The following is a 22,400-nucleotide window of genomic DNA, read 5'->3' on the forward strand; positions in this document are numbered from 1 at the left end:
GCGAATAGTGGAGAAAATTCACTTACCTCATAGGAAACAAAGAAATAAAGGAAACGGAGGGAAGCATGTTGGGTGTTCAAATGGTAAAGCTGGAACATGTAACAAAAGAGTTTGACGACACAACAGTAGTGGATGACTTGAACTTGGATATTAAGGCTGGGGAGTTCTTAACCTTACTCGGCCCATCAGGATGTGGAAAAACAACCACATTACGGATGATTGCTGGCTTTGAAAAGCCGACTTCTGGAAAGATTCTTTTAAATGGTAATCAAGTAGATGATATGGAGCCATATAAGCGGGAAGTCAATACTGTTTTTCAAAGCTACTCTCTATTTCCTCATATGAATGTATACGATAATGTCGCCTTCGGATTGAAAATGAAGAAGGTCGGTAAGGAAGAGATTAAAGAGCGAGTTACCAAAGCACTGAAGCTTGTACAATTAGAAGAATATGGGACTCGTAAGCCAAAGCAGCTTAGTGGTGGCCAGCAACAACGTATTGCAATTGCCCGAGCAATTGTGAATAATCCTAAGGTGCTCTTACTTGATGAGCCACTTGGTGCCCTGGATTTAAAGCTACGTAAACAAATGCAACTGGAATTGAAACATCTGCAACAGACACTAAATATTACGTTTATTTATGTAACACATGATCAAGAAGAAGCATTAACAATGTCTGATCGTATCGTAGTTATGAATAAAGGGAAAATTGAGCAGATAGGTACACCGCGTGAAATATATGAAAAACCGAGAACGCGATTTGTCGCTGATTTCATCGGTCAAACGAACATCTTAGACGGTAATGTTTCGGCGGTAAATGGTGACATGGCAACATTGGAACTAGCAGATCAAACGATTGAAATTCCTAATTCGTCCGAAGTGGCTTTGAAGGAGCATGCATTCCTCTCTGTCCGACCAGAAAAAATGAAAGTTAGTAATACTCCAATTGAGGGTCCTATAAATTTAAAATGTACCTTCAAGGAGAAGATATACGTTGGCTCCGTTACGAAGATTGTTGTTCGTTTATCAGATGGTAAAGAACTCACGATCAATGAGTCTCATGAAAATATTGCGGAATTAACGAATAATAATGATGTGTATGTAAGCTGGAACCCTGAAAATGCAGTTATGCTTATAAAATAATATATAGTAATGCTGTCCATCTATGACAGTAACCTAATTTAATTGATTGGAGATGGGAAGGATTGAAAAAGCTTTTTCTATTTGGACTTTTAAGTATGATGATATTATTTCTAGCAGCATGTGGCTCCGATAAAGAGGACAACGCTAGTGGGGAAAAGAAATTAAGTGATAAGCTGTATGTATTTAATTGGAGTGAGTACATTCCACAAGAAGTACTAGATGATTTCGAAAAGGAATTTGGGGTAGATGTCGTTTATTCTACTTATAACTCTAACCATGAAATGCTTACAAAGGTACAAAGTGGAACTGTTGCTTATGATTTAGTTTTCCCTTCAGATTATTATGTAAAGCAAATGGTTGATAATGATTTGCTGCTAGAAATTGATTTTGATAATATTCCTAACTATAAAAATATTGGAGATGCATGGCATGATATGCCATTTGATCCAGACAATAAATATTCCGTACCATTTATGTACGGTTATGACGGAATTGCTTATAATAAAGAATTCATTAAAGAACCTCCTACAAGCTGGGCAGACCTATGGAACCCAGAATATAAAGGGAAAGTTGCACTACTAGAGGAGTCTAAAGAAGTATCAAATATGCTTCAGCAGCTATTAGGTAATGATATGAATGATCCTACTAAAGAACAGCTAGAGGAAGGATTTAATAAATTAAAAGAAGTAGTTCCAAATGTATTAGCATTTGATGCAACACCATCTGATCGATTAGTTAGTGGTGAAGTATGGATTGCACATGCATACTCTGGTTCTGCATCTACTGCTTGGTTAGAGAATGAAAACATCGATTTTGTTCTTCCTAAAGAGGGTGGAATTGTGTGGCTAGATGCTATGGCAATTCCAAAAACAGCTAAGAATAAATACACGGCTGAAGTGTTTATTAACTACTTGCTACGTCCAGAAGTAAGTAAAAAGCTTTCGGAATTTATCCCTTATGGAAATCCGAATGATGAAGCATTGAAGATTTTACCAGATGAAATTAAAAATAGCCCTGGAATGCAATTCCCTGATGAAGTCATCAAAAATGCGAAGTGGAACCTTCCACTTGATACAGAGCGGACACAATACATGAACCGTTTATTCCAGGAAGCTAAGGTTGAATAATTCAGAATTTCATAGAGAGGCTGTCTTAAGTTAAGGTTTATTACTTACTTAGGACATCCTCTTCTCATATGTTTATTACGAAGTTGTCTAGCTTCATGTGTCAATCACTAGCGGACTCCTTCAGTTCAAGATAATTCTACATTAACTTTTGATAAAAGGAATGTCGACTAAAATCGGTCGTTACGGCCAACGTCGACCCACCTGGCATTGCCAGGCACAGTTAGTACGTCTATACCCGGGCGTCTTATGCTTTTCTAATAGGAAGGTAGGTGGAAAATGTGAGAGCTAGAACGAAGAAAATATTATTTTCGTTTTCCCTACTCGTCTTTTTATTCTTTTATATCCCTATTTTATTTGTGATTATATTTTCATTTAATGATTCTAAGCTAGGAACGGTTTGGACCGGCTTTACCCTAGAATGGTATGGTTCATTATTTAAGAACAGCCAACTAATTGGAGCGACATTAAGTAGCTTATATATAGCGGTTATTACCACTATTATTGCTACCATTTTAGGTACTCTTGCAGCATTAGCATTACATCGCTATACCTTTATTGGTAAGAAATCTGTTGAGTTTCTATTTTATATTCCGGTTGTTATTCCGGATATTGTTGTTGCGGTAGCATTGCTTGCAATTTATGGACTACTAAATATGTCTTTAGGCTTGAATACAGCAATTCCCGGTCATGTTGCCATCACGATTTCCTATGTAATGCTAGTCGTTTTAGCTAGATTATCCTCCTTTGATAGTTCACTTGAAGAAGCGGCAAAGGACTTAGGTGCAAACGAATGGCAGACCTTTTGGAGAGTAACATTTCCACTCATTTTTCCTGGGATAATGGCTGGAGCATTGTTAGCATTTACCATTTCATTAGATGAATTTGTCATTTCGTTCTTTACTTTAGGGCCTGGTAGTAATACGTTACCGGTACTTGTTTATTCGATGGTACGTCTAGGCGTTTCACCAGAGGTTAACGCATTATCGACGATCATCATATTATTAATGGTAATTGTCGTAGTAGTGGTAGGACTAAGAATGAGGAAGGGGGAAAATTTAAATGAGAAAAAGCTTTAAAAAAGCCTATTTACTGTTATCCCCCAGTCTGTTTTGGTTAACATTATTTTTAGTAGTACCAGTTATCTTTATTGCGGTAATCAGCTTCACAACCAATGGTGATTTTGGTGCTATTATCTATAAGTTTAGTACAAAAGCCTACGCTTCTGCATTCAGCTCACTTTATGCCAAAGTTATTTGGCAATCCATTTGGTGGGCATTAGTAGCAACTATCGTATGCCTTATTGTTGCATATCCATTTGCATATTTTATCGCACACGCTGGTAAGTGGAAAAACTTATTACTCTTACTTGTTATGGTACCGTTCTGGACGAACTTACTTGTTCGATTATATTCATGGATTATCTTAATGAATAATAAAGGGGTTATCAACAATGTATTAATGGATTTAGGTATTATTAAAGAGCCATTAGCATTGCTGTACTCTCCAGGTGGAGTTATCATCGGTTTAGTTTATGGTTTCTTGCCATTTATGATATTACCCATTTATTCATCGATTGAACAGTTGGATAAAACCTTTTTAGAAGCATCAGAGGATCTCGGTGCAAGACCGATAAAAACATTCCTGAATGTTACTCTACCGTTGACTTTCCCTGGTATTCTGGCTGGATTCATCATTACTTTCGTACCAGCAATAAGTGTATTCGTCGTAACGGATTTATTTACTGGCGGTAAACTGTTGATGGTTGGAAATGTAATTCGTGATGCATTCCTAGTTGAGATGAACTGGCAGCTTGGTGCAGCATTGTCGTTATTATTGATGGTGCTTGTATTACTATCACTGATGTTATTTATGCGCTTTACAAATCGGAAGGATCGAAAGCTTTTAACATAATGGAAGCATGCATTGTTGCATGCTTTTTTTGTTTAGAGAAAGAAAAAGATTCAAAAATAATCCGGGGACACTTTAACCATTAAAGAGGACTTATGGAATAGGTCTTTTCTATTATTTTTATTAATTGCTATGGTTATTTAGTATTTTTAATAGAAAATTTGTCGAATTATGGAAATATTTATAGTATAATGGCACTAGATATATTTTTCGAAAAAGGCAAACCTATCGAAAGATAGGGACGCAAAGCAAAGGGCCTAATACCGTTTGAGTGATGGCTGCCTTGCTACCGAAGAAAGCCGGAACTATAGTTAGGGAGATACTACTTGGGTTCTCCTAAATTTCATTAACTCTTCACACCTATTTTCGAAAGCAAATTTAATTAAAGTGAGGTGAGATAATGGATTACACAGTATGGATTTATATTCTGTTGGGAGTTGTATTCCTATTAATACTGTCTTTATATTTATTATTACGTAAATCATCCCAAAAACCTCATTTAACAATGGAAAGCACAACTACCCAGGATAAGAATGAACCTCCAGCTTACCCAACTTTCACTGGCATAAACCTTAGAGAAAATTTTCGTGTAAATTTAGATGATGTTCCATGCTTTGTAGAATTTCTCGACATAGAGAATGAAGCATTAAACCCAAAATTCTTTAATGGTGTATTGAAGAACATAAGCGTGGGTGGTGTGAAGGTTGTTGGGGAGTTTGAATATCCAATTGAGGAAGAAATTAGGATTAAACTGCGGTTTTCCTTAAAGGATAGTATGTTCATTGTCAAAGGTAGAATTGTTAGGAAGGAATTATATCCGGATAGAGATAGATTTGGATATGGGGTTCAGTTCACCAATCTGTTTGACGAAGATAGAGAGCTGTTATATCAACTATTGAATCAGATAATGGCAGAGCGTAGAAAAAAGCGAATAAAAGTAGGAATGATTGGGGAAGAGTCTATGGTTTAAGTACCGTGGACTCTTTTTTGTTCAAATTTTTTCTTTTTTTATTGTGAGTTTCTATGATTCTACAAAAAATAATAATTTTTTTTCAAAAAAGATTAAACATATTTTTTTTGTGCCGATATAAATGGTACATCATCATGATGAATGTAAATGTTTAGGCCAAACATTTAGAAAACAAATTTGATAATAACTCAGGATGAGTTGTTATACATGCGAGCCATAAGGATGTGACTCGCAAAAAATAAAACAATTACATGGAGGTAAGAAAATTATGATTATCAATCACAATATTTCTGCGTTAAACGCACACCGTCAATTAGGTGTTAACACTGGTGCAGTTCAAAGCTCACTAGAAAAACTTTCTTCAGGTCTTCGTATCAACAAAGCTGGAGATGATGCTGCAGGTCTAGCAATCTCTGAAAAAATGCGTGGACAAATTAAAGGTTTAGAAATGGCTTCTAAGAATGCTCAAGATGGTATTTCTTTAATCCAAACTGCTGAAGGTGCTTTAAACGAAACTCATGCAATCCTACAACGTATGCGTGAACTAACTGTTCAAGCTGGTAACACTGGTACTCAAGAGCCAGAAGATCTAGCAGCAATTCAAAAAGAAATCTCTGCACTTATTGAAGAACTAGGTGGAGAAGCTGGATCTAAAGGTATTTCTGACCGTACTGAATTTAACGGTAAAGCATTGCTAGATGGTACGTTTGAAGGTACTTTACAAATTGGAGCAAATGGTGGTCAACAATTAAATATTACAATTGGTGATATGTCAGCAGAAGCTCTAGGAGTAAACGAAATTGATGTTACAGCTTTCGAAGAAACTGATTTCGACACTCAATTAAAAGCAATTGATGATGCTATCAACACAGTATCTACACAGCGTTCTAGCCTTGGTGCTATTCAAAACCGTCTAGAGCACACTATCAATAACTTAGGTGCATCTGCTGAGAACTTAACTGCTGCAGAGTCTCGTATTAGAGATACTGACATGGCAAAAGAAATGATGGAATTCACTAAGAATAACATCCTAACTCAAGCAGCACAATCTATGTTAGCTCAAGCTAACCAACAGCCTCAAGGAGTATTACAATTACTTCGTTAATTTCATAATATGAGTAAGCGAGAAGCTATGTATATGGCTTCTCGCTTTTTACATAAAGAGGAAGTATAAGGATCCTTCCAATCTATAAATTATCATTCAGTAGGTTATACAGCATGGATTCCGTGAATCACGTACTACTTTTTAGATAGTTAAAGGAGTGTAAACAAAACTGTGTAAGAAAAAGAGTATACATCTCTTTCTAATTCGTTCGTCTACACTCCTAATTATTATGGATTAATTCTAGTAGCATTGTCAGCTAGTAGCATTGTCAGCTAGTAGCATAATATTTTCGGCTAATTCTATTGCATGATAGATTTTATTTGGGCCACTTGGATCAACCTCTAAGATGCAGAGTTCACTGTTGCTACGTATTCCAAAAGTGATATTTAGCTCCGATATATTCCTAAATTGCGAATCAAGTTTTCTTGCAACTTTTTCAGATATATCCCTGACATCAGAAAGAATGCTGCTTGCATCCAGGGAATACATATCTTCAATAGTCTTAATTATTATGTCTATATTGTCTTCAAACATTTCTTCTAACATGTCTGTTTCTCTTTCCAAATATATACTAGAACTCTTCCAATTCGCTGTAGCATCCTTAATAATGTGTAGATTAATAGTGTAGGAGACTTCATTATTATCAGTTAAACGATCATCCATTTGCACAATATACTTTCCTTCGTCAATTAACTCTTTTAATTTATTTAATAATTGAATTTCGTTATATAGCTGTTGTGGTTTAGAATTAGTAAATAAGTACTTTCCATCTAATAGCCTTGAAATATAAAGTGGAAATCCAGCTTTGTTTTCACGTAAAATTACTCGACTATATTTTTCGAGGAATTGGAAAATATCTCGTGTCCGATTTACTTCTTGATAAAATGAAAGGTACTGATTAATACTATTATCAGATTTTAGTATTGCATACAAATTAAGACGCTTGTAATTGTGTGGCGACCAAACATTGGTAAAAGGAATTTCTTCAAGTTCTTCATACACCCAATTTGCATTTTCTACTCCACGTAGCTTTAGACGATCAAATATAACATCTGGAAATTGAACCTGTTTTGGGACAAGCCCTTCATCTTCATAAAAGTATCCCCTTATAACCATTTCTTCATAGTCGATGTCAGTTGGTGTAAAGAAGTATGAATTAAAATTACTTCTTTGTGCAGCGTGAACAATTTCTACTGTTAAATTATCATTCAGAATCTTTTCCATTAAAATTCCTATTGTGCGATTTTTATTTAAATCTGCTATAGGTAGACTTGAAGTTCTAGATTGAAAGAATCCAGCCTTCATTTTTTGAGAATAGTTCGTATGGAAAATGCCGTTTTTTGCTATATATTTTGCATATGCAATTGTATTAACAGCTCTTTTCTCTTCATGATAGGCAGTTTGTGGGCCATTATTCGCTTCGTGCATCCAATACTTACCATTTTCATCAATAGCAAAGTCAATACCTAGCTCGTCTAAAGCGAGATCATATAATTTATCTAAGTGTTGGGCTACTTCAATAGAAAGTCGAAGGATATCTTGCTCATATTTTGAGCCTGTTATTTCGCCATATTCATGAACCATAAAATCATGAAGATTTTCTACTCTTCCTTCTGTAGCAACGTTACTTAGGTTACTTTTCTTGTTCCCAACACGAGGATATATATGGGTTAATACCCATTTTCCTTCACCATCTTTTTGAACATGTGCACGTATGTGATAGGGCTCATTATTCTTTGTGCGTGTATGGATATATTTCTGTATGATATAGCTATCCTTTTCTTTCAGTATTACGGATTTTATCCATTGTTCAAATGCTTCGTTACTCAAGATTCTTTCTTTTTTATGATCCAATAATATAAATCTGTTATTTTTTTTAGTAATAAAGTAAATATTTTCTCCTCTATTACTTAATAAATATTTAAATACTACTTTATCGTTTTTCTCAAGAAAGTCATAAATTTTTTCTTCGTCACTACAAACTCTAAACGGTACTAATAACTCAATAAACTTTCTATGCTGTACGATTCTTTTTGGTAAAGACAATTTGTTTCCGACAAAGAAACTTGTGAATGGAATAAATCTTCTAAGCTTTTTTTCTGTATGGGCTTGTTTTACACTACCGACATTATTAATAACATCAGGAAAGGGCTTAATTACACGTTCCCAATTTCCATTATTATAGAAATCGGCAGCAACAGTTTTATTTGCAAAGTCAACATCATTTTTACTGAAGAAAAGTAATTCTGTATTTTGTTTTTTACTTTCTCTGACTAATGCTTCGATTCGTTCCTTAGGATATATCTCTCGTGGATTTTTATAGGAAGAAAATATTCCTATTGAGTATGTTTTATCTTGTATTTGACCACCTAATTCAAGTTCTATCCCTTTGTTTATTTTTCTAAATAAAGGTAGGAGTGAAAACTGGAGAATCTCACTTACTTTTATAAAATGTCCTTTTTCCATTGATTCTGCAATTTCTAGTAGATACCTTTCAGCCTTCTGTTTTTGTTCATTCCAATCTGCTTGATTAAATAATGTATCCATACTCCCAACTGCAGTGAAACCATCAACTATAGAACTAAAAATATAAATGCTCTGGTTCAATTCTTTTTGTTTAATTAGTTGATGAAAATGCTCTGTTGCTTCAAGTAAAGTATTAAAAATATTACTAACCTGAATTAGCTGTTTTCTATTAGACATGTATTACACTCCTAATGTATGATTACTAAAATTTAAGTTTACAGTAATTATATCGGCTTTATCAGGTGGAAAATTAAACGTAAACCAAAAAAATAACCTGGAGAACGAAATAATTATGTCCCAGGTTAATCATAAAAGCTAGCTATTTTTTTGAGATAAATCTGATTTACCAAGTATTAAATAGTTTAAATCGGATTCTGATAATGTATTAAGATCTCTTCTTTTTATTAGGTAAAATCCGATGCCTAGTAATATCCAAATTGCTAATGCGACGCGGGATTCAAAGCCTAAAAAGGCAGGTGATCCAGGAATTAAAAGTAAACCTAAAAACAGGATACTAACAATTGTTCCTATACCAGCAAGCACTTTTTTAATAGGTGAAATTTCATGGAGCGATGGAAGATAATCTGGTCCCATATTCCACTTAAATAATTTGTAGGCCGTAAAGCAAGTATAGAAATAAGCAATTGTAACCCCTATCGATGACATATCGACTACCCATGTTAATGCCTGCCGCCCAAACCATGGTGCTAACAAAGAAATTAGAATGGTAAAAAGGATACTTATATAAGGTGTGTTGTATTTAGGATGAAGCTTAGAAAATATTTTTGGCACAAATTTTGCTCGGGACATGGCAAATAGTAACCGGCTTGATGAAACTATAAATCCGTTTAACCCTGTAAAAATCCCCATCGAAACGGCTATCACTAAAATTATTAGACCAAAATTACCTAATAGGTTTTTTACTACAGTACCAGTTCCCCACAATAGCTGCTTGGATATGAAATCATTCCATGGAAGTGCCATCGAGGTTGCTAGAATCATTAGAATGTATAATAAACCCGCAAAAAATAAGGCAATGATAATAAGGTTAAATGCCTTCTTTGAGGAAAAGCTAAATTCTTCTGCCAATTGTGGAACATTGTCAAAACCTACATATGCCCAAGGGGCAATAGCTATGATTGAAATAATCGCAGCAAGAGCTGTTTTTTCAACTGGAAATAGTGGGTGTATATTGGCTAGTCCAGCTTCAGGCTGTACGCCTACTAAAAAGGTCAGGATTATTACACTCAAAACCATAACTACACAAAATATGAATTGTATTTTTCCAGAAAATCCATTTCCTCTTATATTAAAATAACCGAATATTAGAAGAACAAAGGTAGCTAAGATAATTTCTGTACCATATACATCCCAACCGGCAATTTGATACATGTGGATATTTTCTATGAATCTAGGAAATATAAATTTAAACATTAAAGCAAAAGCAGAAGCATTCAATGCTACAATACATATGTAACCAAGTGCTAAGAACCAACCACAAATAAAGGCGTGTACCTTACCTAAACCAATGAATGCATAAGCGAATTCCCCACCCGAAACCGGGAAACTCCTAATCAAGAACCCATAACTTACTGCAATAAGCATCATTAGTAAAGCACCTATACCAAAACCTGCCATCGCTCCAACAGGGCCTGCGGTAGCGATCCAGTTTGTGGGCTGGACAAACGCACCCCAACCGATAGAAGAGCCTAATGCAATTGCCCATACCCAGTGCTGTTTATAGGACTTTTTGAGTGTGATTCTTTCTTTCATTCTATTATTCCTCCGACTAAATTACCGTTTTTTCGCTACTATAATATTAATTTTTACAATAGCCATTTAGCAATAATGTCATAATGTTCGTACCAGTGGAGGAAATAGTTTAAAAAGATTTTCTTGATAGATTTATTTTAAAGGAATACATATCTGATCGATAATGCGCAATTTCAAATTCTACAAAGTTCCCCTTAATATCGGTAATCTTTCTTTCAGCAATTAAAATGCTAGATGCTGGGGAAATATTAAGTAATAGTGCATCTTGCTTACTAATTTTACCTGCCTTAATGTATTGTTCTGATTGAAACGTATTCACCCCAAGTTCTCGTTCTAAGAGATCATAGAAGGCTTCCTTATTTAAATCAAATTTAATAAGCTGTTCCCCAATTGGAATAGGATAATAATGTCTTTCAACACCTACAGGAATATTATTAGCATAACGAACTCGTTCAAAATAATAAGCTTTTTCAAGCCCTGAGATATCCTTCATATCTTTGTTTAAAGGAATAATTTCAGCTTTTATCAGCTTTGCACCTGGTTGCATTCCCATTCGTTCAATCGTTTCTGAAGTACTACTGAGGCTACCCAACCAATCATTGATAGGTTTAAGGACAATAAAGGTTCCTTTCCCAGGCCTTCTTACTAATATACCTTCCCTGACAAGCTGTTCAATGCTTTGTCTAACAGTGCTTCGACTAACATAATATTCGTCCATTAATTCTCTTTCACTTGGGATTTTATCATTATATTGACCAGTAAAGATTTTTTCTTCAATTTTTTCTTTTAATTGAACATGTAGTGGAATGGAATTAGTGTAATTTAATGACATTGATATCCTCCATGAAATACGTTCTCCTTCAAAACTTTTATGTAGAAAATATACTATTAATAATACCACTTTGCAATGTGAAGCATTTGATAACAATAATATCGGAGTCAAGAGGCATTTAATTAAAGATTGGCCTTGAACTGGAATAGAAATTATTGTCGTTAATGATACATAATCGGAAAGTCTCTTTTTGCGATTAATTTACAGACAAATCTATGATTAGATGGCAAGAAAAAAGGCAACTAACAAAAATTTTAAAAAAGCCCTTTAAACTATCTGTTTTTGTACGATATAAATAGTAGGTCTAAATTACAACCATTTTTGGCTATCCAATGGTGTTGGGATAGTTATTTTTAATTTATGAATAAGAGAAGAATATCATTGGGGGTCTACAGATGGATAAAACATCATTATTAGGAATTATACTAGGAGTCATTGCTGTCGGAGTTGGGATGGTTTTAAAGGGTGTTGGCCTCGATGCATTGATTAACCCTGCAGCATTTCTAATCATTATAGCTGGTACAATCGCTTCGGTCATGGTAGCTTTCCCATTAAGCACACTTAAAAAAATTCCGGCACTTTTAAAAATTATCTTTACTGAAAAGAAGGAGCAAAACATTGCAGAACTAATTAAGTTATTTTCTGAATGGGCGAATCAAGCGCGTAAAGAAGGGATTTTATCTTTAGAAAATCAACTAGATAAAATTGATGACCCATTTCTTTCATCTGGCTTACAGCTAGCTGTAGACGGTCAGACACCAGAATTTATTCGTGATGTCCTTCTTGAGAAAATAGATGCAATGGACAAGCGTCATCAAGAGGGTGCAGCAATTTTCTCTCAAGCTGGTACATATGCACCTACATTAGGAGTTTTAGGTGCTGTTATTGGTCTAATTGCCGCACTTGCAGATATGACAAATATAGATGCAATTGGTCACGCTATTGCAGCTGCCTTTGTTGCTACATTATTAGGTATTTTTACTGGATATGTGCTTTGGCATCCTTTTGCAAACAAACTAAAGCAAAAGTCTAAAAAAGAAATTGAAGTTAAAGAAATCATGATCGAAGGTATTATATCCATTGCCACTGGGGAGTCAGCTAAAATTGTTAAGGATAAGCTTGGTTCTTATCTAACATCAAAAGAATTTGATATGTTAAATCAGGAGCAGGGTAATGAGGAAGAATAAGAAAAAACATGATGATCATCATGTTGATGAATCGTGGTTACTCCCCTACTCCGATTTATTGACGCTACTTGTAGCATTGTTTATCGTTCTCTTTGCAATGAGTGAGATTGATACTCAAAAGTTCAAAGAGATGGCATCTGTATTTAGAACAGAATTTTCTAGTGGAAGTCCTGGTATCATGGAACAACCTATACCGGTTGAGGATGATAGCAAAGAAAAGGAAGAAAATGAGGAAGAAAAGCCTGATGAAGGAACTACAGAGGTTCTAAATCTACAGGAATTGCAAGAAAAAATTAATAACTATATTCACGAAAATAATTTAACAGAATCACTAGCAACACAGCTTTCCGAAGAAGGACTGATGATATCGATAATGAATGATGTTACCTTTGAACCAGGAAGTGCTGATGTTAATAAGGATGGTAAGGTAATCGCCAAAGAAATTTCCCAACTATTGATCACCGATCCTCCACATCAGGTTGTCATTAGTGGTCATACGGATGACGTTCCGATGAATAACGCAAAGTTTGGTTCTAATTGGGAACTAAGTGTAATGCGAGCTGTTAACTTTATGACATTAATTCTAGATAATAAGCAACTTGATCCAGATAAATTTAGTGCAAAGGGATATGGTGAATATAAACCTATTGTTCCTAACAATAGTACGGAAAATCGATCCAAAAACCGTCGTGTTGAAGTGTTAATTTTACCGAATTACGATATTGCAGGTAAAATTGAAAAATAAAAATTACTTCATTTATCCATTCAGTAATACTTTACAAAAAGAGTTAGCTCCTTGTAATAATATTGCAGGTGCTACTCTTTTTTGTGTTTTCTTGGATAATATTACCAAGTAATCTCTTAGCAATTACTATTAAGAATCGTGCAATCCATCTCGATATAGAGGATAGGTCTTAGTGTGGGCAGTACCTTTAACGTATAACCTCTGTCTCGTCATTAAGGAAAACTACAGAAGAGAGGTATCTATAGGTGAAGAATTTATTTAATTTTAAGAGTGTGAGAACGAAGGTTTTATTTGGCTTTTTAGCAGTAATAGTTCTAGTGTTACTATTGGCATTATTCATCTTAACGAATATAAATAAAGCTGTTGAGAATACAAAGGAAATGATTAATAAACAAGTACCTTTGTTAATTGCTGATGAAGAGATTTCCTTTAACATGGTAAATCGAGCTGGGCTAGTTCGATCATATTTTTTATATGATGATTATCATGCTAGAGACTTATTTGAAGAGCAAATAGAGGAAAGTATCAATCTGGAAAATATAATCATGGAATTAAGTGATTCAAAGGATATTAAGGCATTAATTGATAAGAAGGTTGAATGGGGAACATTAATCAATGAAGCTTTTTCAGAATATGACAGTGGAAATAAAGAAGCAGCCTTAAGAATTATGCAGGATCAAGTAAACCCACTAGAAAGTGAGATAATCAATGGGTTTAAAGATTCCGCTAAATTGAGAGAGGAGCTTATTATTGAACAAGGACAGGAAGTCATTAAAAACGGAACCTTAAGTACGGTTACTAGCTTTATAGTTTCAATACTGGTGATTATTTTAGGAGTGATAATCGCAATTATCACTTCTAAAACAATTACCACTCCTATAAAAAAAGTAATGATCAAAATGAAGCAAATGGCTTCGGGGGATCTATATCAAGATGCATTGGTTACAAGCACAAGAGATGAAATAGGCCAATTAGTTGTTGCTACAAATGAAATGCATGAAAATATGCGAGCGATGCTTAACCAAATTAATGTAGTTTCAGATATGGTTTCTGGTCAGAGTATAGAGTTAACACAATCCGCCAATGAAGTACGTGAGGGTGCAGAGCAAATTGCATCCACTATGGACGAATTAGCTTCTGGAACAGAAAACCAAGCGAATAGTGCTGGAGATCTATCAGCTGTGATGAATTCCTTTTCAGTTCGTGTACAAGAAGCGAATGAGAAAAGCAAACATATTGAAAAAGATTCAAAAGAAATATTACAGCTAACCGATGAAGGGAGTAGCTTAATGAAATCTTCAACCAAGCAAATGTATAAAATTGATCAAATTGTTCATGATGCTGTCAAGAAGGTTGAAGGTTTAGATACACATACACAAAACATATCTAATCTAGTTTCAGTGATCAAAGCTATTGCTGATCAGACAAACTTATTAGCACTTAATGCAGCAATAGAAGCAGCAAGGGCTGGCGAACATGGTAAAGGATTTGCAGTAGTTGCAGATGAGGTTCGAAAACTAGCAGAGCAGGTCTCTTTATCAGTTAGCGATATTACGCAAATTGTGACTAATATTCAAGTCGAATCGACAATTGTGACAGAGTCCCTACAAGAAGGGTATAAAGAAGTTCAGGTTGGAACAGTAAACATTGGAGCAACAGATGAGACCTTTACTAAAATCAATCAAGCTATTTCAAGTATGGCTAAAGGTATTTCTACGATAACGAATAATCTAACAACTATTGCAGCTAATAGTCAAGAGATGAATGGCTCTATCCAGGAGATAGCAGCTATTTCTGAGGAAGCTGCTGCAGGAGTAGAGCAAACTACTGCCTCTGCACAACAAGTTAGGAGTTCTATGGAAGAAGTAGCAGTTAGTTCCGAGCAATTAGCGGAGCAATCAGAAGAATTAAATCAACTCATTCGTAAGTTCAGACTATAACATATATACCAGTTATTGCCATTTTGTTCCAAAATAACTGGTTTTTTAAGAGCGAATTAAATTTCCAATATCTCTCGGTTGCTTTTTTATAAGAAGTTCGATAACATTGACTTTGTGTTTTTAAATCAAAAATGAACACTTGTAAAAGGCAAACTATCTGAAAAGGTAGGACGCAAAGCCTAGGGTCTAAGGTTGAAAGACTATGATAGCCTGGTTGCCGAGATGGATGTATCCATATGATATTGACACCGGCTATTCTATTTTTTGGAATAGCTTTTTTTCTTGTTAAGTATGGGGAGTCTATACATAGCGCCATTTAGGTACAAGGCAATACAGTTACTTGGATGGGGGATAAATGAATGAGTGTGATAACAGTAGTTAAAGAAAAAGATTTAGTGCGGGATATCATAATAGAAAAACTACAAGAGAAATTGCCAGAGCACTCATGGAATGCAGTAAGCTCAAGGGAGCTTGAGAAACAAACTACTTGTACGTATCAAACTGATCTGCTCTTAGTGGACATACATGCAAATGTAGATTGTAAAAAAATTATAGAAGATTGTCGTAGTCACAGTACCAGAATTGCAATTTGGGCAACTGAGGGCGATCAAAATGTATTACGAGACTTTTTTCGATATGGCTTGAATGGTTATTTTTATAATGGGATGGAATTAAGTGAACTTATCTTTGCTATTAATTCCATACTGCAAGATCAGCAGTATATCCATCCTAAACTATCTGCTGTATTATTAAAGGATTATGTTAAACTCACTAGCGAAGAACCGGAAAGACCAAAAGGGATATTAACTGAACAGGAATGGAAGGTTCTTGAAGAGCTTGGGAAAGGGCTTAACAATTGTAGCATTGCTAAAGAATTGTTTATTTCAACGAGAACGGTTAATAATCATGTAAGTTCCATTCTAAAAAAGTTACATGTTTCTGATCGTACAAATGCAGTGATTAAGGCCATTAAAAATAAGTGGATAACGCTATAGTATCTAAATGGACAGAGGATTTAACTCTGTCCATTTTTAAAAGGAGAAATTAGCGATTACATAAGCTGTACGAAAAGATAGAAAGATAGTCTAAATCGACCTTTTTTAAACGCAATTGTAAAATCTTCATAAATTTCCATAATAATTAAGAAACTCCGCCTAATAAGCTTTTGTCATTTTTTGACATTAAAGGATTATTTCCGAGGAAATATCTTCATTGCTTCCTAAAGATGTATTACTCCAATTTTTTGTAATGAATAACGCTGATTTTTTTTCTAATACTCATTTCTTCAAAAATTCCAATCCGCCATCTTTCCCTATAGCTTATCCAATATGCTATAGTAAATGAAGCAATATATCGGAGGGGGTAACAACTTTTGGACTTAAATCAACAGCACGTACAAGAAGACCAGCTATATAAATTTATGTTAATTGCAGGAATAATTATTGTTTCCTTTAATCTACGTCCGGCAATTACTTCTGTTGGACCTCTCATTACAACCATTCGGGATGATATAGGATTAACAAATTGGAGTGCAGGTCTGTTAACTAGCTTGCCTCTACTTGCCTTTGCGTTTATGTCACCTATTGCAGCTAAGCTAGGCAATCGTTTCTCAAATGAGCGTACAATGCTATGGGGCTTAATGATTCTCACAATTGGAATTTCCTTAAGATCAATATCCATGATTTTTTTATTGGTCGTTGGAACGATTCTGGTTGGTATTGGTATTGCAGTGTGTAATGTGCTATTACCAGGGGTTATTAAGGAAAAATTTCCTTTGAAGGTTGGATTGATGACCAGTGTGTACTCGACGGGAATGGGAACCTTTGCCGCTCTAGCTTCTGGGTTAAGCGTGCCTTTAGCCAGTGGGTTCAAATTAGGATGGAACCTTGCACTTTTCGTGTGGGTTATCCCAACACTACTTGGTATTGTAATATGGTTCTATCTTGCCAGAAAAGAAAACGGAAATAAAAACGTTGATTCTCTTAATTTTGCAGATAACTCCCATAGCTTATGGAGTAATGCATTAGCATGGCAAATAGCTTTTTATATGGGATTACAATCATTTCTATTTTATGTGACGATTTCATGGTTGCCAGAAATTTTGCATGCAACAGGTGTTAGTATGGAGGCTGCGGGATGGATGCTATCATTAATGCAATTCATCGGTCTGCCGGCAAGTTTTTTTGTTCCGGTATTAGCTGGAAAATATTCTTCCCAACGGTTGCTAGTCGTACTGCTAGGCATATCGTCAATTTGTGGCTATTTGGGATTATTACTTGGTAATTCGCATATGGCCATGTTTATCAGTATTGTATTCTTAGGTATTGGCTTGGGTGGTACGTTTCCATTAGCACTTACATTATTAGGACTCCGTTCTCGAAATGCTCGTCAAGCTGCTAATTTATCTGGAATGGCTCAGTCGCTTGGGTATTTATTGGCAGCTATTGGCCCGATGTTATTTGGATTTTTATTTGATATTACCCATGCCTGGACTCTTCCGTTAATAACATTAATATTTATTACGGTTTTAGTTATTACTTTTGGATTAGGGGCAGGTCGTAACAAATTTGTGTAAGTGGAGGAATAGTCATGCAAATTCAACCGAATGGGGATCAGGCTGTAATCATTCAATTTTCGGCAGATGTTTCTCTGGAAACGAATATAAAGATAAATCAATTTTGCTTGAAACTTGAAAGTTCTAACTTAAAAGGAGTAGTAGAATGGGTTCCCTCGTATAATTCGGTTACGATTTATTACGATCCAAGTATTATTCTATATCAGGAATTAGTAGAAAGAATCAGTTTGCTTGCACAGGAAACTGATAATGATTCCCCAATAGATCAAAGAACCATCTTTATCCCAGTATTGTATGGGGGAGAACATGGACCAGATTTACAAAAACTCGCTAATTCGAAGGGCATCTCGGAAGAAGAAATCATTGCCCTCCACGAAGAACCAACCTATCTCATTTATATGCTTGGCTTCTTACCTGGGTTTCCTTATTTAGGAGGTCTTAATCATAGATTATCTGCACCTAGATTAGAAAAACCGAGGGCTATAGTACCAGCAGGTTCTGTTGGTATAGCGCATGGACAAACAGGAATATACCCAATTGATTCTCCTGGAGGTTGGAATATTATTGGACGGACACCTGTTGAGATATATAATCCAGCTCAAGCGCAAAAGGCTTTTTTATTTCAGCCTGGTGATTGGGTGAAGTTTTATCGTATTACAGAGAGCGAATATAAAGAAATAATTCAAGATAGCACCTTTCAAGTAAAAATAGTGAGGTGATTGTAAATGAAAAAGAGCATCGATTTGAACTGTGATATGGGAGAGAGCTTTGGACACTTTTCCTTTGGCTATGATGAGGATTTAATGACGGCCATATCTTCGGTAAATATAGCTTGTGGAGGCCATGCAGGCGATCCAAATGTAATGGACCGTACAGTAAGACTTGCCAAGGAACATGGGCTTGCTATTGGGGCACATCCTGGTTATCCAGATCTAGAGGGATTTGGGAGGCGTTATGTAGAATATACACCAGAAGAAATCTATCATTTTATGATTTTTCAAATAGGTAGTCTACAGGCATTTTGTCAAATACACCAAGTACCAATGACACATGTAAAACCACATGGAGCTCTATATAATGCCGCTGCAAAAAAGCGTGAAATAGCAGATGCAATTGCGAAGTCTATTAAGGATTTGGATCAAACACTGATTTTATATGGTTTAGCTGGCAGTGAGCTTGTAGCAGCAGGGGAAAGGTATGGATTAGCAGTTGCTTCGGAAGTTTTTGCAGATAGGACTTATCAACCTGATGGCTCATTAACACCACGATCACATCATAATGCCTTGATTCATGATCCAAAGCAAGCAGTGGAACAGGTGAAACAAATGGTATTAAAAGGTACAGTCTGCGCCATTGATGGAACGTTGATTCCCCTTGTAGCGGATACGGTTTGTATTCATAGTGACCATCCACAGGCCGTACATTTTGCGAAAAGACTAAATGAAGCATTATGGAACGAGGGACTAGCTGTTAAGCCCATTAGAGAGAGGTGTTGACTTTTTATGAATTCAACGGAAATCTTTCGGGTTATTCGACCAGGTTTAAGAACAACCATTCAGGATCTTGGAAGAAAAGGTTATCAGCGATTTGGTATCCCTGTTTCAGGTGCAATGGATTCCTATGCAATGCAGCTAGGGAATATATTAGTGGGAAATCGAAGGAATGAAGCCTGCTTAGAAGTGGCATTAATTGGTCCAGAGTTAGTAGCAAAGACACAGCTTACAATTGCTATTACAGGGGCTAACTTTACCCCAAAAATTAATGACATACCGGTACCAATGTACAGTACAATACGAATGAATGAAGGAGACTCCCTTTCTTTTGGAAAACATCAATCCGGTTTATTTGCCTATATTGCTGTCGCAGGGGGGGTTGGGTCGCTTTCTTATTTCCATAGTAAATCGACTGATATTCAAAGCGGTTTAGGTAGAGAATTATGGAGGGATGACACTGTATTGGGACTACCAATAAAGAGGAAGCAACGAATAAGGCTTCATCCGAAATTTATTCCAACCATATCAACTGAACTGAAGCTTGGGGTATTGGAAGGACCACACACTGCTTTTTTTTCGAATAAAATTCGAGAAAAGTTTTTTCAAACAGAATTTATCGTATTACCGAATTCCAATCGAATGGGATATCGACTGAGTTCTAGTGATGTAATATTAGAAGAGGAACTCCCAAATATTTGGTCGGATGCTGTACCACTAGGTGGGATTCAAATTTTGCCAAATGGTGATGCAATTGTTTTAATGTCGGACAGGCAGACAGTAGGTGGTTATCCGCGAATTGGTGCGGTGATGACTACCGATATTCCAAAGCTTTCCCAGCTTATTCCAAATGGAAAGCTAAGGTTTTATCCTGTTACAATTGAGGAAGCTCAAGCTCGTTATAGGCAAAGAGAACAGATTCTGTCCACACTAGAAACATTTCGATTTCATATAACTTGAATAGAGGTGCAAAAATGAAAAAACTACTACTTACTGGTTTTGAACCGTTCCTTGATTTTCCTATAAATCCAACAACAGAAATAGCTAACTACTTAAATGGTGAGTTAATAGGTAGTTACAAAATTATTGGCGAGATACTTTCCGTTGATTTTCATCAATCTGGTAGTCAAATTTTAGAGCTGATCGAAAAGCATCAACCAGATGCGATTGTATCGCTAGGTCTTGCGGCAGGTAGAAATTGTATAACCCCTGAACGTATCGCAATTAATTGTAATGATGGCCCAGTTGATAATAAAGGCCATAAACCTAATGGGGAGAAGATATTCGAAATTGGCCAAGATGCTTACTTTTCGAAACTACCTATCTATGAAATGGTAGATAAACTAAAAAAGGAGGGACTTCCAGCAAAAATTTCGAATACTGCTGGAACATATCTTTGCAATAATGTGATGTATCATGTTCTTCATTATTTAGCTCAACATAATCTTGATCTACCAGCAGGTTTTATTCATATACCAGCATCACACGCCTTAGCCATAGAAAAACCAATGCCAAGCTGGTCTCAATCGGATTTACTTCGTGGCATAAAGCTAGCATTAACAAGTCTATCTGAGATGGAGAGATAGAAAAGCCGAGCTGATTGCAGTTACTTTCTATTTTTAGGGGGCAATCGCCCCTCATCTGAATTATAGAAAAATTTATCGCGCCATTGCTTTCCTTTTCTATATATATTAAAATTACCTAGTTAATGAGTAAACAAGAATGCGAGATGATGAAACCATGCCGAAGTTTATATGGCTCCTTGTGATTGCAACTACCATTAGTGTAACGGGTGGTTCATTTTTATGGCCTTTAAATACTATCTATATGCATAATGAACTCGGAAAAAGCTTGGCATTTGCTGGCTTTATTTTAATGTTTAACCAAGGTGCAAATATTGTAGGGAACTTAGTTGGTGGAATATTGTTTGATAAATACAGTGCCTATAAGACTATTTTATTAGGAACATCTCTCTCCTTGTTTGCAGCAATATTTTTATCTTTTAATCATGAAATCGTTCCATATTCTATTATGTTAATTCTTATTGGTCTTGGCTCTGGTATGACATGGCCAGTAATGTTTGCAATGGCTGGATCTGTCTGGCCTGAGGGTGGCAGACGTGCATTTAATGCAATCTATGTTTCGCAAAACTTTGGTGTTGCTTTAGGTGCAATGATTGGCGGATATGTTGCAAGTATTTCCTTTAATTATATATTTATCGCTAATGCTTCGTTGTTTATTGTCTTTTTCATTTTTGTCCTAATTGCTTTTCGGGGAATGGACGAAGAGAAGAATCGTCAAATGCATACGACAGTCATTGAGCAGAGTGGAAAAATACAAGATAAGCCTGCCTTTATCGCGTTATTAATTTTGAGTAGTGGATTCTTTGTAGCTTGGTTCGCTTATAGTCAGTGGCAATCAACTATTGCATCCTATACACAGGATATCGGTGTCCCCCTTGAGCAATATAGCTCACTATGGGCGATAAACGGATTTTTGATTGTATTAGGGCAACCCTTATTAAAATTGTTTACAGACAGAGTTACTTCCTCAAAGACTCATATTTATGTAGGATCTGTGATCTTTTTATTATCGTTTGTTGTTGCAATGTTTGCCGAACAATTTACGATGTTTGCGGCAGCAATGGTCATTTTAACGACAGCAGAAATGCTTATATGGCCAGCGATTCCTACACTTGCCAATAATCTTGCGCCACATGGACGTGCAGGGTTTTATCAGGGCTTTGTAAATAGTGTTGCAGCTGCGGGGAGAATGCTTGGGCCATTTCTTGGCGGTATGCTAGTTGATTTCTTTAATATTCAAGTGCTATTCTTTATCCTTATTGCACTATTATTTATTCCTTTTGCTACGACTACGCTATATGATAGAGGAATTAAGTATGAGAAAGCCATTGACAAATAAGGTATAATAAAGCTCTTTATTTCTAATTGAAGTAATAATTAGGAGTCAAGGGCTTTTTCTTTTGGTCTAAGCAAAGTGCTTGAAGTTCATGGATGATACCAAGGTCACTTTCTTTGTGTTTCGAAAAAGGGTATAATAGAAATACATACGATGAAAGG

19 protein-coding genes and 2 riboswitches are annotated in these 22,400 nt (G+C 35.7%); of the genes, 16 read left to right on the forward strand and 3 right to left on the reverse strand.

All coding sequences use genetic code 11. The features are described from left to right. Positions 1-65 precede the first annotated feature (65 nt). From HNR27_RS02420 to hag, 6 genes are all read left to right on the forward strand, one after another. Positions 66-1,142 carry an ABC transporter ATP-binding protein gene (locus HNR27_RS02420; protein WP_429338621.1) on the forward strand — a complete coding sequence of 359 codons (1,077 nt, stop codon included), beginning with the start codon at positions 66-68 and terminating at the stop codon, positions 1,140-1,142. Positions 1,143-1,204: 62 nt separating this feature from the next. Continuing rightward, positions 1,205-2,269, forward strand: a complete 1,065-nt coding sequence (locus HNR27_RS02425; protein WP_212919929.1) for an ABC transporter substrate-binding protein — start codon at positions 1,205-1,207, stop codon at positions 2,267-2,269. Positions 2,270-2,547: 278 nt separating this feature from the next. Next, on the forward strand, positions 2,548-3,345 hold the full coding sequence (locus HNR27_RS02430; RefSeq protein ID WP_429338622.1) for an ABC transporter permease: 798 nt from the start codon (positions 2,548-2,550) through the stop codon (positions 3,343-3,345). Continuing rightward, positions 3,329-4,180 carry an ABC transporter permease gene (locus HNR27_RS02435; RefSeq protein ID WP_212919927.1) on the forward strand — a complete coding sequence of 284 codons (852 nt, stop codon included), beginning with the start codon at positions 3,329-3,331 and terminating at the stop codon, positions 4,178-4,180. The genes HNR27_RS02430 and HNR27_RS02435 overlap by 17 nt, the downstream gene beginning before the upstream one ends. A gap of 205 nt (positions 4,181-4,385) precedes the next feature. Then, a riboswitch (cyclic di-GMP riboswitch) is annotated at positions 4,386-4,471 on the forward strand. 106 nt (positions 4,472-4,577) lie between these two features. Next, a complete protein-coding gene (locus HNR27_RS02440) occupies positions 4,578-5,147 on the forward strand; it encodes a PilZ domain-containing protein (RefSeq protein WP_429338623.1) in 570 nt (189 codons plus the stop codon). Positions 5,148-5,415: 268 nt separating this feature from the next. Continuing rightward, positions 5,416-6,252: a flagellin Hag gene (gene hag / locus HNR27_RS02445; RefSeq protein ID WP_212919925.1), complete on the forward strand. Its 837-nt coding sequence runs from the start codon at positions 5,416-5,418 to the stop codon at positions 6,250-6,252. Between the two features lie 252 nt (positions 6,253-6,504). On the opposite strand, the gene HNR27_RS02450 is transcribed toward hag, so the two are convergent. The 3 genes from HNR27_RS02450 to HNR27_RS02460 form a co-directional block, all read right to left on the reverse strand. Next, positions 6,505-8,955 carry a YheC/YheD family protein gene (locus tag HNR27_RS02450; RefSeq protein ID WP_429338624.1) on the reverse strand — a complete coding sequence of 817 codons (2,451 nt, stop codon included), beginning with the start codon at positions 8,953-8,955 and terminating at the stop codon, positions 6,505-6,507. Between the two features lie 138 nt (positions 8,956-9,093). Further along, positions 9,094-10,551: an APC family permease gene (locus HNR27_RS02455; protein ID WP_429338625.1), complete on the reverse strand. Its 1,458-nt coding sequence runs from the start codon at positions 10,549-10,551 to the stop codon at positions 9,094-9,096. A gap of 109 nt (positions 10,552-10,660) precedes the next feature. Continuing rightward, positions 10,661-11,383: a GntR family transcriptional regulator gene (locus HNR27_RS02460; protein WP_429338626.1), complete on the reverse strand. Its 723-nt coding sequence runs from the start codon at positions 11,381-11,383 to the stop codon at positions 10,661-10,663. A gap of 395 nt (positions 11,384-11,778) precedes the next feature. Here HNR27_RS02460 and motA point away from each other — a divergent pair, with 395 nt between their 5' ends. The 10 genes from motA to HNR27_RS02510 all read left to right on the forward strand — a co-directional run bounded on the left by motA (position 11,779) and on the right by HNR27_RS02510 (position 22,242). Further along, entirely contained in the window at positions 11,779-12,570 is a 792-nt protein-coding gene (gene motA / locus HNR27_RS02465) for a flagellar motor stator protein MotA (protein ID WP_212919921.1), read from the forward strand. Next, on the forward strand, positions 12,557-13,315 hold the full coding sequence (gene motB, locus HNR27_RS02470; RefSeq protein ID WP_429338627.1) for a flagellar motor protein MotB: 759 nt from the start codon (positions 12,557-12,559) through the stop codon (positions 13,313-13,315). The genes motA and motB overlap by 14 nt, the downstream gene beginning before the upstream one ends. A gap of 245 nt (positions 13,316-13,560) precedes the next feature. Continuing rightward, complete coding sequence (locus tag HNR27_RS02475; protein ID WP_429338628.1) at positions 13,561-15,255, forward strand: methyl-accepting chemotaxis protein; 1,695 nt, start codon at positions 13,561-13,563, stop codon at positions 15,253-15,255. A gap of 137 nt (positions 15,256-15,392) precedes the next feature. Continuing rightward, positions 15,393-15,477, forward strand: a riboswitch (cyclic di-GMP riboswitch). A 137-nt stretch (positions 15,478-15,614) separates the two neighbouring features. Beyond that, positions 15,615-16,250, forward strand: a complete 636-nt coding sequence (locus HNR27_RS02480; protein WP_429338629.1) for a response regulator transcription factor — start codon at positions 15,615-15,617, stop codon at positions 16,248-16,250. 377 nt (positions 16,251-16,627) lie between these two features. Continuing rightward, positions 16,628-17,830, forward strand: a complete 1,203-nt coding sequence (locus tag HNR27_RS02485; RefSeq protein WP_244853356.1) for a CynX/NimT family MFS transporter — start codon at positions 16,628-16,630, stop codon at positions 17,828-17,830. A 14-nt stretch (positions 17,831-17,844) separates the two neighbouring features. Continuing rightward, entirely contained in the window at positions 17,845-18,549 is a 705-nt protein-coding gene (pxpB, locus tag HNR27_RS02490; RefSeq protein WP_429338630.1) for a 5-oxoprolinase subunit PxpB, read from the forward strand. A gap of 6 nt (positions 18,550-18,555) precedes the next feature. Continuing rightward, on the forward strand, positions 18,556-19,326 hold the full coding sequence (locus HNR27_RS02495; RefSeq protein WP_429338631.1) for a LamB/YcsF family protein: 771 nt from the start codon (positions 18,556-18,558) through the stop codon (positions 19,324-19,326). 6 nt (positions 19,327-19,332) lie between these two features. Beyond that, the gene (locus HNR27_RS02500; protein WP_429338632.1) at positions 19,333-20,280 is read left to right on the forward strand and encodes a 5-oxoprolinase subunit C family protein; all 948 of its coding nucleotides are present in this window, start codon (positions 19,333-19,335) and stop codon (positions 20,278-20,280) included. 14 nt (positions 20,281-20,294) lie between these two features. Continuing rightward, a complete protein-coding gene (locus HNR27_RS02505) occupies positions 20,295-20,906 on the forward strand; it encodes a pyroglutamyl-peptidase I (protein ID WP_212919915.1) in 612 nt (203 codons plus the stop codon). Positions 20,907-21,060: 154 nt separating this feature from the next. Beyond that, on the forward strand, positions 21,061-22,242 hold the full coding sequence (locus HNR27_RS02510; protein ID WP_429338833.1) for an MDR family MFS transporter: 1,182 nt from the start codon (positions 21,061-21,063) through the stop codon (positions 22,240-22,242). The last annotated feature ends 158 nt before the right edge of the window (positions 22,243-22,400 follow it).

Source organism: Ornithinibacillus bavariensis (assembly GCF_050433565.1).
GTDB classification, from domain to species: Bacteria; Bacillota; Bacilli; order Bacillales; family Amphibacillaceae; genus Ornithinibacillus; species Ornithinibacillus bavariensis.